Genomic DNA, 14,609 nt, shown 5'->3' on the forward strand with positions numbered 1-14,609 from the left:
TTGAATCATTAGTTAGAGATGTTGGTCTGATAATCATATTTCCCCAGCGTATGGTTTGAAAAATCCAGGTCATTCCTATATAATAAAGAATGATTTATGTGAAAGATTGAAAATAAATGAAATGTTACTCCTTTGAGTATCTTTATTGCTGAATATGACAAAGTTTAAGTTAGTGTCATCACCTATGAATAGGAAAAACCTGAGGTAGTCGCCTCAGGTTTCCATTTGTCATTAGAAAGGAATTTTATGTCCATCATCCAAAAACTCTGGTGGTTTTTTAAATTAGAAAAACGGCGTTACCTAGTTGGAATTGTAGCTTTGGTTTTGGTTTCTGTACTAAACCTCATCCCACCTATGGTCATGGGGCGCGTAATCGATGCCATTACTTCGGGACGATTAACACAAGATGAGCTCCTGCTCCATCTCTTTTATCTCCTGCTGGCAGCTTTCGGGATGTATTATCTGCGTTACGTTTGGCGTATGTATATCCTAGGGACTTCCTACCGACTTGGACAAATCATGCGTTCAAGACTATTTGAGCACTTTACAAAAATGTCTCCCGCTTTTTATCAGAGTTATCGGACTGGGGATTTGATGACTCACGCAACCAATGATATCAATGCTCTGACTCGTTTAGCAGGTGGTGGTGTCATGATGGCAGTGGATGCCTCTATCACAGCCTTGGTGACTCTCTTGACTATGCTCTTTAGCATTTCTTGGCAGATGACCTTGGTTGCTATTCTACCTTTGCCGTTTATGGCCTATGGAACTAGTCGTCTGGGGAGAAAGACCCATAAGGCTTTTGGCGAATCCCAAGCAGCCTTTTCTGAACTTAATAATAAGGTTCAGGAGTCAGTATCAGGTATCAAGGTAACCAAGTCCTTTGGCTATCAATCTGATGAATTGGCATCTTTCCAGGAAGTCAATGATTTGACCTTCCAAAAGAATCTGCAAACCATGAAATATGATAGTCTCTTTGGCCCCATGGTTCTGCTATTTGTTGGTTCTTCCTATGCCTTAACTCTCTTAGTCGGTGCCTTTATGGTGCAAGCGGGACAAGTAACTGTTGGGAATCTGGTCACTTTTATCTCTTACTTGGATATGCTTGTCTGGCCCTTGATGGCGATTGGTTTCCTCTTTAATATTACTCAAAGAGGGAAGGTTTCTTATCAACGAATTGAGAGTCTTTTGTCTCAAGAATCACCTGTCAAAGATCCAGAATCTCCACTTGACGGGATTGAAAATGGGCGCTTGGAATATGCTATTGATCGTTTTGCCTTTGAAGACGAAGAGACGCTGAGAGATATACATTTTAGTCTCGAAAAAGGGCAAACGTTGGGCTTGGTTGGGCAAACTGGTTCAGGGAAAACTGCTTTGATTAAATTGCTCCTACGTGAGTATGATGTTGACCAAGGAGCTATTTATCTAAATGGTCATGACATTCGTGCCTATCGACTAGCTGACTTACGTAGTTTGATGGGATACGTTCCACAGGACCAATTTCTCTTTGCTAGCTCTATCCTAGATAATATCCGTTTTGGAAATCCCGACCTACCTTTCTCAGCAGTAGAAGAAGCGACTCAGTTGGCTCAAGTCTATCAAGACATTCAGGCCATGCCTGAGGGATTTGATACAGTTATCGGGGAAAAAGGTGTTAGTCTATCTGGTGGACAAAAGCAACGTCTGGCTATGAGTCGGGCTATGATTCTAAATCCTGATATCTTAATTTTAGATGATTCCTTGTCAGCAGTGGATGCTAAGACAGAGTTCGCGATCATCGATAATCTCAAGGAAACTCGCAAAGATAAAACGACCATCATCACTACCCATCGTCTCAGTGCAGTTGTTCATGCAGATTTGATTTTGGTCATGCAGGATGGTCGCATCATTGAACGAGGTAGGCATGAAGACTTACTAGCCTTGGATGGTTGGTATGCCCAGACCTACCAGTCTCAACAGTTAGAAATGAAAGGAGAAGAAGATGCGGAATAAACAAGAACAATGGGCTGTATTGAAGCGTTTGTTGTCTTATCTCAAGCCCTATAGTCTCCTAACCTTTTTAGCCTTAGCTTTTCTCCTTGCGACGACTGTTGTTAAGAGTATTATCCCCCTGGTAGCTTCTCACTTTATCGACCAGTATCTACATAATCTCAACCAACTTGCCGTTACAGTCTTGCTAGCCTACTATGGACTCTATATCCTTCAAACTATTGTCCAATATGTGGGGAATCTCCTTTTTGCGCGCGTGTCCTACAGCATCGTTAAAGATATCCGACGTGATGCCTTTGCCAATATGGAGAAGCTAGGCATGTCTTACTTTGATAAAACACCTGCAGGTTCCATCGTTTCTCGTTTGACCAACGACACGGAGACCATTAGTGATATGTTTTCGGGAATCTTATCTAGCTTTATCTCGGCAGTCTTTATATTCGTGACGACCCTTTATACCATGTTAGTTCTGGACTATCGTCTGACTGCTTTAGTCTTGCTCTTCCTACCTTTAATTTTCCTTTTGGTCAATCTCTACCGTAAAAAATCGGTCAAGGTCATTGAAAAAACCAGAAGTCTACTGTCAGATATTAACAGTAAGCTGGCAGAAAATATCGAAGGAATTCGTATTATTCAAGCCTTTAACCAAGAAAAACGCCTGCAAGAAGAGTTTGATGAGATAAACCAGGAACACCTAGTCTACGCTAACCGTTCAGTAGCCTTGGATTCTCTCTTTTTACGTCCAGCTATGAGTTTGTTGAAGCTGTTAGGATATGCGGTTTTGATGGCTTACTTTGGCTATCGCGGACTTTATCTAGGAATAACGGCAGGAACTATGTATGCCTTTATCCAGTACATCAACCGTCTCTTTGATCCGCTTATCGAGGTGACGCAAAACTTTTCTACTCTTCAGACATCCATGGTTTCAGCAGGTCGTGTCTTTGCACTCATCGATGAGTCCAACTATGAACCGGTCCAAAAAAATGGACAAGCCGAGATTAAAGAAGGAAATATCCGTTTTGAACATGTGTCCTTCTCCTATGATGGGGAACACCAAATTCTCGATGATATTTCCTTTACCGTCAATAAAGGTGAAACCATTGCCTTTGTCGGGCATACTGGCTCTGGAAAATCTTCGATCATCAATGTTCTTATGCGTTTTTATGAATTTCAGTCTGGTCAAGTTCTCCTAGATGGTGTGGATATTCGTAAGTATAGCCAAGAGGGATTGAGAAAAAATATCGGTTTGGTCCTACAGGATCCCTTCCTCTATCATGGGACCATTAAGTCCAATATCGCCATGTACCAAGATATCGGCGATGACCAGGTTAAGACAGCAGCAGAATTTGTCGATGCAGATTCTTTCATTCAGGACCTTCCATTAGGTTATGATGCTCCTGTATCTGAGCGTGGTTCGAGTTTTTCAACCGGTCAACGTCAGCTCCTTGCCTTTGCTAGAACTGTTGCCAGTCAACCTAAAATCCTGATTTTGGATGAAGCGACAGCCAATATCGACTCTGAGACAGAAGCTCTGGTCCAAAATTCCCTAGCTAAGATGAGACAAGGTCGGACAACCATTGCCATCGCCCATCGCCTTTCTACCATTCAAGACGCTAACTGTATCTATGTTCTTGATAAGGGACGTATTATTGAGAGTGGCACACACGAGGAACTTTTAGCCTTGGGTGGAACCTATCACAAGATGTATAGTTTGCAGGCAGGAGCTCTTTCCTAAGGAAGAATTCCTTTAAAACATAGATTTCTTGCACTGCCTCTTTCATTTTGTGGTATAATGTAGAATGTTAATAAAGATTATATATAAAAATAGAGGAGAATGTGCATGCTGAAATGGGATGAACTACCTCAAGAAATGCAATTGAGCGAGGTAAAACCATACTACCAGCTTGTGTCTAGAAGAAAAGGCTCACTGATTTTCAAGCGTTGTCTAGATTTGTTTCTAGCTTTGGTCTTGTTAATCTTGACCTCCCCCTTATTTCTGATTCTAAGCATCTGGATCAAGCTAGATAGCAAGGGTCCAGTTATTTACAAGCAAGTGCGGGTAACCCAGTACAACCGTCATTTCAAGATATGGAAATTCCGGACTATGGTAACCGATGCTGATAAAAAAGGAAGTCTGGTAACTTCTGCAAATGACAGTCGTATCACAAAAGTTGGAAATTTCATTCGACGTGTTCGTTTGGATGAATTGCCGCAATTGGTCAATGTCCTCAAAGGAGAGATGTCCTTTGTAGGAACACGCCCAGAAGTACCACGCTACACAGAGCAGTATAGCCCTGAAATGATGGCTACCTTGCTCTTACCTGCAGGGATTACATCGCTTGCCAGCATTAACTATAAGGATGAGGATGCCATCATCAGTCAAATGACTGCAAAAGGTATGACGGTTGACCAGGCTTATGTAGAAAGAGTCCTTCCAGAGAAAATGCACTTTAACCTAGCCTACCTGCGTGATTTTAGTTTCTTCGGAGACATCAAGATCATGTTCCAGACTGTAGTTGAAGTTTTAAAATAAAGTAGTCACAAGAGTGAATACAGTAAAAGGAGTAAATCAATGACAAAGTATAATATTCCATTTTCACCACCCGATATTACCGAAGCTGAAATTGCTGAAGTAGCTGATACTCTTCGTTCTGGTTGGATCACAACAGGTCCAAAGACAAAAGAATTAGAGCGTCGTCTGTCCGTCTATACTCAAACGCCTAAGACAGTCTGCCTCAACTCTGCAACAGCAGCTCTTGAATTGATCTTGCGCGTACTTGAAGTAGGGCCTGGTGACGAAGTCATCGTTCCAGCTATGACTTATACAGCATCATGTAGCGTCATCACTCACGTAGGTGCGACACCAGTGATGGTTGATATCCAAGATGATACCTTTGAAATGGACTATGATAAGCTTGAGCAAGCTATTACTGAGAAGACTAAAGTCATCATCCCGGTAGAACTAGCAGGGATTATCTGTGACTATGACCGTTTGTTCCAAGTTGTAGAAAAGAAACGCGACCTCTTTACAGCTGCTAGCAAGTGGCAGAAGGCTTTTAACCGTATTGTGATTGTCTCTGATAGTGCCCATGCTTTAGGTTCAACCTATAAGGGACAACCAGCCGGTTCAATCGCTGACTTTACATCATTCTCTTTCCACGCAGTTAAGAACTTTACAACTGCTGAGGGAGGAAGTGCCACTTGGAAAGCCAATCCAGCGATTGACGATGAAGAAATGTACAAGGAATTCCAAATCCTTTCCCTTCATGGTCAAACAAAAGATGCTCTTGCCAAGATGCAACTGGGTTCATGGGAATACGATATCGTAACTCCTGCCTACAAGTGCAATATGACAGATATCATGGCTTCACTTGGTTTGGTTCAGCTAGATCGTTATCCTGGCTTACTACAACGTCGTAAGGACATCGTGGAACGCTATGACCATGGATTTGCGGGAACTCGTATTCACCCATTGGCTCATGAGACAGATGCAGTTGAATCTTGTCGTCACCTCTACATCACCCATGTAGAAGGAGCAAGTCTCGAACAACGCAACCAAATTATTCAAGAATTGGCTAAGGCAGGAATTGCAAGTAATGTTCATTACAAACCGCTTCCGCTTTTGACAGCCTATAAGAATCTTGGCTTTGACATGGCAGATTATCCGCGAGCTTATGCCTTCTTTGTAAACGAAATTACACTACCACTTCACACGAAATTAACGGATGAAGAAGTAGATTATATCATTGAGACTTTTGTCAGAGTTTCTGAAGAAGTTCTTGCTTCTACAAAAAACTAATTAAAAAAATTAGTAAAAAATGAATGAAAACGGTTGACAAAGAAAAAGCAATAACATATAATTAACTCAACAAATCAGAAAAGTAGTTATTTTTGATCTTCAGGGAGCCTGTGGTTGCTGTGAACAGGTGGTTGGAACTAGTGAAATTGGGCTGATTTGAAAAAATGAATTTGAAACAATGAAAATTCGGTGCGCACACCTTACAGTGCAACTTGTTGATAGACAAGGCAGAGATGTAAAGGGGATATTCTCTTTACAATTGAGGTGGTACCGCGTTACAAACGCCCTCACATGGAAATATATTCCGTGTGTGGGCTTTTTCTATCCGTCATTTTGTATATCTTTTATTAGGGAGTTAAGTCGCTTTGATGAACTTGAGTTCTATCTGCAGCTCCTTGCCCACTACTAAAAGCAAACAAAAAGCCGGATTCATACAGAAGGAGGAAAAATTTATGACAATTAAAGGATATTTTGGACAATTTGGTGGTAGTTTTGTACCAGAACCAATTCAGGTTTTACTAGATGAATTGGAAGTGACTTTTGATAAGTACAAGGATGATCCAGAGTTTTTAGCTGAGTTTCGCCATTACTTGAAGGACTATTCGGGTCGTGAAACACCGCTCTATTTTGCAGAAAGTTTGACAGAGCACCTAGGTGGAGCTAAGATTTATCTCAAGCGTGAAGACCTTAACCACTTGGGCTCTCACAAACTTAACAATGTTTTGGGACAAATTCTTCTTGCTAAACGCATGGGTAAAAAACGTGTCATTGCCGAAACAGGAGCTGGTCAGCACGGTGTTGCGACTGCGGCTGCTGCAGCTAAGTTTGGTATGGCCTGTGATGTCTATATGGGGGCAGAAGATGTGGAGCGTCAACGTCTCAATGTCTTCCGTATGGAGATGATGGGAGCAACTGTTCACGCAGTTGAAACTGGTACTCGTACCCTCAAAGATGCGGTTGACGCAGCCTTTGGAGCATGGATGAATGATCTTGAAGCCTTCTACGTTTTAGGTTCTGCTGTTGGACCTCACCCTTACCCAACGATTGTTCATGAATTCCAGAAAGTTATTAGTGAAGAATCTCGTCGTCAAATCTTGGAAAAAGAAGGACGACTGCCAGACTACGTGATTGCCTGTGTGGGCGGTGGTTCCAATGCTATCGGTGCTTTTTCACAGTATGTAGCTGATGAAGAAGTAAAATTGGTTGGGGTAGAAGCTGCTGGTCATGGTTTAGATACCGACAAACACGCAGCAACTATGACCAAGGGTAGTGTCGGAATTGTCGATGGAATGAAGACCTATGCAGTCTTTAAGGAAGATGGGGAACTTGCTCCAGTCTACTCTATTTCAGCAGGTTTGGACTATCCAGGGGTTGGTCCAGAACATGCCTACTTTAAAGACTCTGGTCGAGTAGAGTATGTAGCAGCGACAGACGAAGAAGCTGTTCAAGCATTACTTTTATTAAGTAAAACAGAAGGAATTATCCCGGCGATTGAAAGCTCACATGCTATCGCTGAAGCAGTCAAACGCGCACCAAAACTAAGTAAAGATGAGATTATCATCATCAATGTCTCTGGTCGTGGAGACAAGGACGTAGCTGCCATTGCAGACTACCTTGAAGCTAAAAAATAAAAGATGGAAAAGATACAGAGATTTCTCTCACAGAGAGCTTGTGGTTGCTGAAAACAAGCAGAGAAAGCTGTAAGGTTGGGTCCATCTGAAATGAGAGAAGAAAACATAATTCTCAAGGGAGTGCCCTTTATCGCACAACCTGTTACAGGAGCTATCTGAGACAGGGATGAGAGATAGGAGAAATCCTATAATTGAGGTGGCACCACGAATTTCGTCCTCACGCAAGTTATTTTGCGTGGGGATTTTTTGTAGAATCAACACGGAATTTAAGAAGAACTGAAAGGGAAATTACAATGGAACGAATCATTCATGGAGATGTTTTATCACCAATCTTGGCTTATATGCGTTTGAACGGACAACACAAGGTCATACTTGAAAGTATCCCAAGAGAAAAAGAAAATGCTCGTTTTTCTATCTTGGCCTATAACCCAGTTTTTGAGATTAAGTTTGAGAATGGAGTTCTTTATAAAAATGGTCAAGTGATTGATCGTGATCCCTTGGATTTCCTCTACGAGGTGACTTACAAGAACCATCACCATTCAGAACTACCCTTTGGTGGTGGAGCCATTGGTTTTGTTGGCTACGATATGATTTCTCTCTATGAAGAGATTGGCCAGCTCCCTGTGGATACGATTGGGCCGCCAGATATGCATTTCTTCGTCTATGAGAGTTATATAGTTTTTGACCATAAGAAAGAAAAAATTCATATCATAGAGGATGCTCTCTACAGTGAACGTAGTAATGAAGAACTAGAAGTGGCTTTAGATCAGGTTTTAGAAGAGTTGAAAATCCCTGCTCCAAATGAATTTGAAGATTTGGACGTTTCTCCACTTCAGTTTAGACCACATATTGCACCTCAGAAATTTGAAGAAATGGTAGAAACAGCTCGCGACTTGATTCGCAATGGAGATATGTTCCAATGTGTGCTTAGCCAGCGCTTCTCCGCAGAGGTAACTGGAAATCCTTTTGACTTCTACAGAAATCTCCGAGTGACCAATCCATCAAATTACCTCTACTTTTATGATTTTGGAGATTATCAAATTATCGGTGCCAGTCCAGAGAGCTTGGTTTCCATCAAAAATGGCATCGTGACAACCAATCCAATTGCAGGTACGCGACCTAGAGGTGCCAATGACGAGGAAGATGCAGCACTTGCAAGTGATCTACTTTCTGATGAAAAGGAAACGGCAGAACATCGAATGTTGGTGGACTTGGGACGAAATGATATCGGTAGAATTGCTGAAACAGCAAGTGTCCAAGTAACTAAGTATATGGAAGTCGAACTTTTCCGCTATGTCATGCATTTGACCAGCGTGGTTAAAGGACGTTTGTTACCAGAACTGACTGCTATGGATGCCTTGAAGGCGACTCTTCCGGCAGGAACAGTATCGGGGGCACCAAAGATTCGGGCCATGAAACGCATCTATGAACTAGAAACAGAGAAGCGAGGCGTATATGCAGGAGCTATCGGTTACCTATCAGCAACTGGAGATATGGATTTCGCCATTGCAATTCGAACCATGATTCTTAAAAATAAAAGAGCCTACGTACAGGCTGGTGCAGGAATTGTTTATGATTCCATCGCTCAGAATGAATACCAAGAAACGATTAACAAAGCTAAATCTATGACTAGAATGGGAGAACTAAGACCATGATTTTATTGATTGACAATTATGATTCATTTACCTATAACCTGGCTCAATATATCGGGAATTTCGCAGAAGTTCAGGTTTTGAGAAATGATGATCCAAACCTTTATGAAGAAGCTACAAAGGCAGATGGACTGGTCTTTTCTCCTGGTCCAGGTTGGCCAGCTGATGCTGGGAAAATGGAAGAAATGATTCGTGATTTTGCAGGTAAGAAACCTATTCTAGGGATTTGTTTGGGGCACCAAGCCATTGCAGAAGTCTTTGGTGGTAAGTTGGGCTTGGCTCCTAAAGTTATGCACGGGAAACAAAGTCAAATCCGATTTGAGACTCCATCAGCTCTCTATCAAGGAATTGAGGACAATCGTCCAGTCATGCGTTACCACAGTATTTTAATTGAAGAGATGCCAGAAGAGTTTGAAGTGACAGCTCGTTCGACAGATGACCAAGCTATTATGGGGATTCAACACAAAACCTTGCCGATTTATGGCTTGCAGTATCATCCAGAAAGTATTGGAACGCCAGATGGCCTATCTTCTATTCAGAATTTTATCGAGAAAGTTGTAAAGTAAGGAACACAAAATGAAAGAAATTATTGAAAAATTAGCCAACTTTGAAGATCTATCAAGTGTTGAAATGACAGATGTGATCGAACGCATCGTAACAGGGAGAGTGACAGAAGCACAAATCGCTTCACTACTTTTAGCCCTTAAGATGAAGGGAGAAACACCTGAAGAAAGAACAGCCCTCGCTCAAGTCATGAGAGGACATGCTCAACACATTCCAACAAATATTCAAGATGCTATGGATAACTGTGGTACAGGTGGAGATAAGTCATTTAGCTTCAACATTTCTACAACTGCAGCTTTTGTTTTGGCAGGTGGAGGAGTCCACATGGCCAAACATGGAAATCGCTCTATTTCTTCTAAATCTGGGTCAGCAGATGTCTTGCAAGCTTTGGGAATTAATATTGACCTTAAACCATCACAATTGGGTAAGGTATTTGACCAAACAGGAATCGTCTTTCTCTTTGCCAAAAACATGCACCCAGCCATGAAATACATTATGCCAGCTCGTTTGGAGTTGGGAATTCCAACCATCATGAATTTGACAGGACCGCTCATCCATCCAATGGTCTTGGAAACACAGCTTCTAGGAATCAGTCGTCCTGAACTTCTGGAAAGTACTGCTCAGGTTTTGAAAAACATGGGTCGCAAACGTGCCATTGTAGTAGCTGGTCCAGAAGGGTTGGATGAAGCTGGTTTGAATGGAACTACCAGCATTGCCCTTCTTGAAAATGGAGAAATTACTTTATCAACCTTTACTCCAGAAGATTTGGGAATGGAACGCATTGCTATTAAAGACATTCGTGGAGGAAATGCTCATGAGAATGCAGCCATCCTTGTCAGTGTTCTTAATAACGAACCAAGTCCATTCTTGGAAACAACCGTTTTAAATGCTGGTCTAGGATTCTACGCCAATGGTAAAACAGACAGTATCAAGGACGGAGTTGAATTGGCACGTCAAGTGATTGCCAGTGGTAAGGCCCTTGAAAAACTCAGACTATTACAGGAGTATCAAAGATGAGTCAGGAATTTTTATCACGTATCCTAGAGCAAAAGGCGCGTGAAGTTGAAAAGATGGAGCGAGAGGAGCTTCAACCCTTGCGTGAAAGCTATCGCTTAGCTGAATATTTGAAAAACCATCAGGACCGTTTGCAAATCATTGCGGAGGTCAAAAAGGCAAGCCCAAGTCTAGGTGATATCAATCTTGATGTGGATATCGTACAACAGGCCCAGACTTACGAGGATAACGGTGCGGTTATGATTTCTGTTCTGACAGATGAGGTTTTCTTTAAAGGTCATTTGGATTATCTGCGGGAAATTTCCAGTCAGGTAGAGATTCCGACGCTGAATAAGGATTTTATCATCGATAAAAAGCAAATCATCCGTGCTCGCAATGCAGGTGCGACCGTTATCTTGCTCATCGTAGCGGCCTTATCTGAAAAACGACTGAAGGAGCTTTACGACTACGCGACAGATCTTGGTTTAGAAGTTTTGGTGGAAACTCATAATCTTGCTGAACTGGAAGTGGCTCATAAACTTGGAGCTCAAATTATCGGTGTCAACAATCGCAATTTAACAACCTTTGAAGTCGACTTGCAGACCAGTGTAGACTTGGCTAAACATTTCAAAGATGATTGCTTGTACATTTCTGAATCTGCTATTTTCACAGGGCAGGATGCGGAACGAGTAGCGCCATACTTTAACGGAATTTTAGTAGGGACAGCTCTCATGCAGGCAGAAGACGTAGCCCAGAGAATCAAGGAGTTGCAAATTGACAAAAGTTAAGATTTGTGGACTATCGACCAAAGAAGCGATAAAAACAGCTGTGTCGGCTGGAGCAGACTACATTGGTTTTGTCTTTGCTCCTAGCAAAAGACAGGTGACCTTGGAACAAGCAGCAGAGCTGGCTAAGTTTATTCCTAGCCATATTCAAAAAGTTGGAGTATTTGTTTCACCCAGTCGGGCAGAACTGTTAGAAGCGGTAGACAAAGTTGGTTTGGACTTTGTACAAGTTCACGGTCAGGTAGTAGATAAACTATTTGAAAATTTACCTTGTGGCAGCATTCAGGCTGTTCAGGTCGATGAAGGGGGGCATGTACCCAATTCTCAGGCAGATTATCTACTCTTTGATGCTCCTGTGGCAGGGAGTGGACAAACCTTTGACTGGGGCCGACTGGATACGACAGAACTAGCTCAGCCTTTCTTTATCGCAGGTGGGCTTAATGAAGACAATGTAGAAGAAGCAATTCAACACTTTACTCCCTATGCAGTAGATGTATCAAGCGGAGTGGAGACAGATGGACAAAAAGATCAGGAAAAGATCAGAAGATTTATAGAGAGGGTTAAGCATGGCATATCAAGAACCAAATAAAGATGGATTTTACGGAAAATTCGGTGGACGATTTGTCCCAGAAACATTGATGACAGCAGTTTTAGAGTTGGAGAAGGCCTATCGTGAAAGTCAGGCAGATCCAAGCTTTCAAGAAGAGTTAAACCAACTTTTGCGCCAGTATGTGGGGCGTGAAACTCCTCTTTACTACGCAAAAAACTTGACCCAGCATATTGGCGGAGCCAAGATTTATCTCAAACGTGAAGACCTCAACCATACAGGTGCCCACAAGATTAACAATGCCTTAGGACAAGTTCTCCTCGCTAAACGTATGGGAAAAAAGAAAATTATCGCAGAAACAGGTGCAGGTCAGCACGGTGTGGCAACTGCAACTGCTGCAGCCCTCTTTAACATGGAATGTACCATCTACATGGGTGAAGAGGATGTTAAACGTCAAGCCCTCAATGTCTTCCGTATGGAGCTTTTGGGAGCCAAGGTCGAGGCAGTGACAGATGGTTCGCGCGTGCTCAAGGATGCGGTCAATGCAGCCCTGCGTTCATGGGTGGCAAATATCGATGATACTCACTATATTCTAGGCTCTGCCTTAGGCCCTCATCCATTCCCAGAAATCGTTCGTGACTTCCAAAGTGTTATCGGTCGAGAGGCTAAACAACAATACCGTGACTTGACGGGTCAAGATCTGCCAGATGCCCTAGTAGCCTGTGTTGGTGGTGGCTCTAATGCCATCGGACTTTTCCATCCATTTGTGGAAGATGAGTCAGTGGCTATGTATGGAGCTGAAGCGGCAGGACTAGGTGTGGATACAGAGCATCATGCAGCAACCTTGACCAAGGGTCGTCCAGGTGTTCTCCATGGTTCTCTCATGGATGTGCTCCAAGATGCTCATGGTCAAATCCTAGAAGCTTTCTCAATCTCAGCAGGTTTGGACTATCCTGGTATCGGTCCAGAACATTCACATTACCACGATATCAAACGCGCGTCCTATGTGCCTGTGACAGATGAAGAGGCCTTGGAAGGATTCCAACTCTTGTCTCGTGTGGAAGGAATTATCCCTGCCTTGGAATCTAGTCACGCTATCGCTTTCGCAGTGAAATTGGCCAAAGAACTTGGACCAGACAAGTCTATGATTGTCTGTCTATCAGGTCGTGGGGACAAGGATGTAGTTCAAGTTAAAGACCGATTGGAAGCAGACGCAGCAAAGAAGGGAGAAACTCATGTCTAAGGCACTAACAGAAAAATTGAACGCTATAAAAGCGACTGGAAAAGGAATTTTCGTTCCCTATATCATGGCTGGAGACCATGAAAAAGGTTTGGATGGTCTTGCTGAAACAATTCGCTTTTTAGAAGACTTGGGTGTGTCTGCTATTGAAGTGGGAGTTCCTTTCTCAGACCCTGTTGCAGATGGTCCAGTTATCGAAGAAGCAGGCTTGCGCAGTCTAGCTCGCGGAACCTCTACCCAGGCTTTGGTTGAAACTTTGAAGACTATTGAAACAGAAGTTCCGCTTGTTATCATGACCTATTTTAACCCCCTCTTTCAGTACGGTATTGAGAAATTTGTCAAAGACCTTGCTGATACAGCGGTCAAGGGATTGATTATTCCAGACCTGCCTCATGAGCATGCTAATTTTGTAGAGCCCTTCTTGGCAGATACAGACATTACTTTGATTCCTTTAGTCAGCTTGACGACAGGAATTGAGCGTCAAAAGGAACTCATTGAGGGAGCTGAAGGTTTTGTCTATGCCGTTGCTATCAATGGGGTGACAGGGAAAGCAGGTAATTACCGAGATGACTTGGACAAGCACTTGGCTCAACTGCATCAAGTGGCAGATATTCCAGTATTGACAGGTTTTGGTGTATCCACACAGGATGATGTAGAACGATTTAATGCAGTATCAGACGGCGTCATCGTCGGTTCCAAGATTGTTAAGGCTTTACATGAAGGACAAGTAGCAGAAATCGCTGACTTTATCAGACAAGCAGTAGCTTACCAAAAATAATCATACAAGCAGCAAGCAAGAGGAAAGGTACAAAAGGAAGTCTTTCCTTTTTCTTTTGCAGGAGAAAGGCTAGGATACCAGTTGTGGAAGCAAATTGAATTAAAATCAGAATTTCTGTAAGTGTAAAGACTAGCGAACAAGAGGCCAGAAAGAGAAAATCACCTGCTCCCATGCGAATATCAATAACATGAGCAATGATTCCAAGAATCAAAAAGAAAGCCATGGTTAGATTCCAACTAGAGCAAACCATGAGGATTAAGTGAAAGGTCAGCCAGACTAGCAAGGGATATTCTTGATGCTGGAGATCATAGATTCCTAAGGTCAAGCCAGCAGTTATCAGAATAAGTTGTCCTAGGGTTAGGAATTCCCAAGAGAAAGCTAGAAAGAGAAGCCCCAATCCAAACTCAAAGAGAGCATACCAAAAGGGATAGCTTGAGTTACAGTAGCGACAGCGAAAGCCCTGGACTAGTTGAGAGACAATCGGAATCAAATCCAAGGGCCGTAAGCGAGTTTGACAGGAGTCGCAATGACTAGCAGGAAAGATAATAGACTGCTCAGGGAAACGGTCGATAATCAAGCCTAGAAAGGAAGCAAGAATAGCTCCAACAAGAAAAAAGTAAAGATGAATCAT

The 14,609-nt window shown here is 42.5% G+C and carries 13 protein-coding genes and 2 other annotated features; of the genes, 12 read left to right on the forward strand and 1 reads right to left on the reverse strand.

Annotated features, from left to right (window positions below):
• The first annotated feature begins 246 nt into the window (after nt 1–246).
• The 12 genes from AB2B50_RS00120 (at nt 247) to trpA (ending at nt 13,978) form a co-directional block, all read left to right on the forward strand.
• Nucleotides 247–1,992, forward strand: coding sequence for an ABC transporter ATP-binding protein (locus AB2B50_RS00120; protein ID WP_320693133.1), 1,746 nt, complete (start codon nt 247–249; stop codon nt 1,990–1,992).
• Nucleotides 1,982–3,724, forward strand: a complete 1,743-nt coding sequence (locus tag AB2B50_RS00125) for an ABC transporter ATP-binding protein (RefSeq protein ID WP_320693132.1) — start codon at nt 1,982–1,984, stop codon at nt 3,722–3,724. The genes AB2B50_RS00120 and AB2B50_RS00125 overlap by 11 nt, the downstream gene beginning before the upstream one ends.
• Nucleotides 3,725–3,829: 105 nt before the next feature.
• Nucleotides 3,830–4,522, forward strand: coding sequence for a sugar transferase (locus AB2B50_RS00130; protein WP_320693131.1), 693 nt, complete (start codon nt 3,830–3,832; stop codon nt 4,520–4,522).
• A gap of 39 nt (nt 4,523–4,561) precedes the next feature.
• A complete protein-coding gene (locus AB2B50_RS00135; RefSeq protein WP_320693130.1) occupies nt 4,562–5,788 on the forward strand; it encodes a DegT/DnrJ/EryC1/StrS family aminotransferase in 1,227 nt (408 codons plus the stop codon).
• Nucleotides 5,789–5,848: 60 nt separating this feature from the next.
• Nucleotides 5,849–6,080: a binding site (T-box leader), on the forward strand.
• Nucleotides 6,081–6,240: 160 nt separating this feature from the next.
• The gene (gene trpB, locus AB2B50_RS00140) at nt 6,241–7,419 is read left to right on the forward strand and encodes a tryptophan synthase subunit beta (protein WP_320693129.1); all 1,179 of its coding nucleotides are present in this window, start codon (nt 6,241–6,243) and stop codon (nt 7,417–7,419) included.
• Nucleotides 7,416–7,641: a binding site (T-box leader), on the forward strand. Its footprint overlaps the gene before it by 4 nt.
• Nucleotides 7,642–7,712: 71 nt before the next feature.
• Nucleotides 7,713–9,074, forward strand: coding sequence for an anthranilate synthase component I (trpE, locus tag AB2B50_RS00145; protein WP_320693128.1), 1,362 nt, complete (start codon nt 7,713–7,715; stop codon nt 9,072–9,074).
• Nucleotides 9,071–9,637: an aminodeoxychorismate/anthranilate synthase component II gene (locus AB2B50_RS00150; RefSeq protein ID WP_006148971.1), complete on the forward strand. Its 567-nt coding sequence runs from the start codon at nt 9,071–9,073 to the stop codon at nt 9,635–9,637. The genes trpE and AB2B50_RS00150 overlap by 4 nt, the downstream gene beginning before the upstream one ends.
• A gap of 10 nt (nt 9,638–9,647) precedes the next feature.
• Nucleotides 9,648–10,652, forward strand: coding sequence for an anthranilate phosphoribosyltransferase (trpD, locus tag AB2B50_RS00155; RefSeq protein ID WP_320693127.1), 1,005 nt, complete (start codon nt 9,648–9,650; stop codon nt 10,650–10,652).
• Nucleotides 10,649–11,416: an indole-3-glycerol phosphate synthase TrpC gene (gene trpC, locus AB2B50_RS00160; protein ID WP_320693126.1), complete on the forward strand. Its 768-nt coding sequence runs from the start codon at nt 10,649–10,651 to the stop codon at nt 11,414–11,416. Before trpD ends, trpC begins: the two co-directional genes overlap by 4 nt.
• Nucleotides 11,403–12,002, forward strand: coding sequence for a phosphoribosylanthranilate isomerase (locus AB2B50_RS00165; protein WP_320693125.1), 600 nt, complete (start codon nt 11,403–11,405; stop codon nt 12,000–12,002). The genes trpC and AB2B50_RS00165 overlap by 14 nt, the downstream gene beginning before the upstream one ends.
• Complete coding sequence (gene trpB, locus AB2B50_RS00170; RefSeq protein WP_320693124.1) at nt 11,980–13,203, forward strand: tryptophan synthase subunit beta; 1,224 nt, start codon at nt 11,980–11,982, stop codon at nt 13,201–13,203. The genes AB2B50_RS00165 and trpB (AB2B50_RS00170) overlap by 23 nt, the downstream gene beginning before the upstream one ends.
• Nucleotides 13,196–13,978: a tryptophan synthase subunit alpha gene (gene trpA, locus AB2B50_RS00175; protein ID WP_320693123.1), complete on the forward strand. Its 783-nt coding sequence runs from the start codon at nt 13,196–13,198 to the stop codon at nt 13,976–13,978. The genes trpB (AB2B50_RS00170) and trpA overlap by 8 nt, the downstream gene beginning before the upstream one ends.
• On the opposite strand, the gene AB2B50_RS00180 is transcribed toward trpA, so the two are convergent.
• Entirely contained in the window at nt 13,950–14,609 is a 660-nt protein-coding gene (locus tag AB2B50_RS00180) for a prepilin peptidase (RefSeq protein ID WP_320693122.1), read from the reverse strand. The two genes, trpA and AB2B50_RS00180, sit on opposite strands and share 29 nt — an antisense overlap.

This window comes from Streptococcus fermentans, from assembly GCF_040888305.1.
GTDB classification, from domain to species: Bacteria; Bacillota; Bacilli; order Lactobacillales; family Streptococcaceae; genus Streptococcus; species Streptococcus fermentans.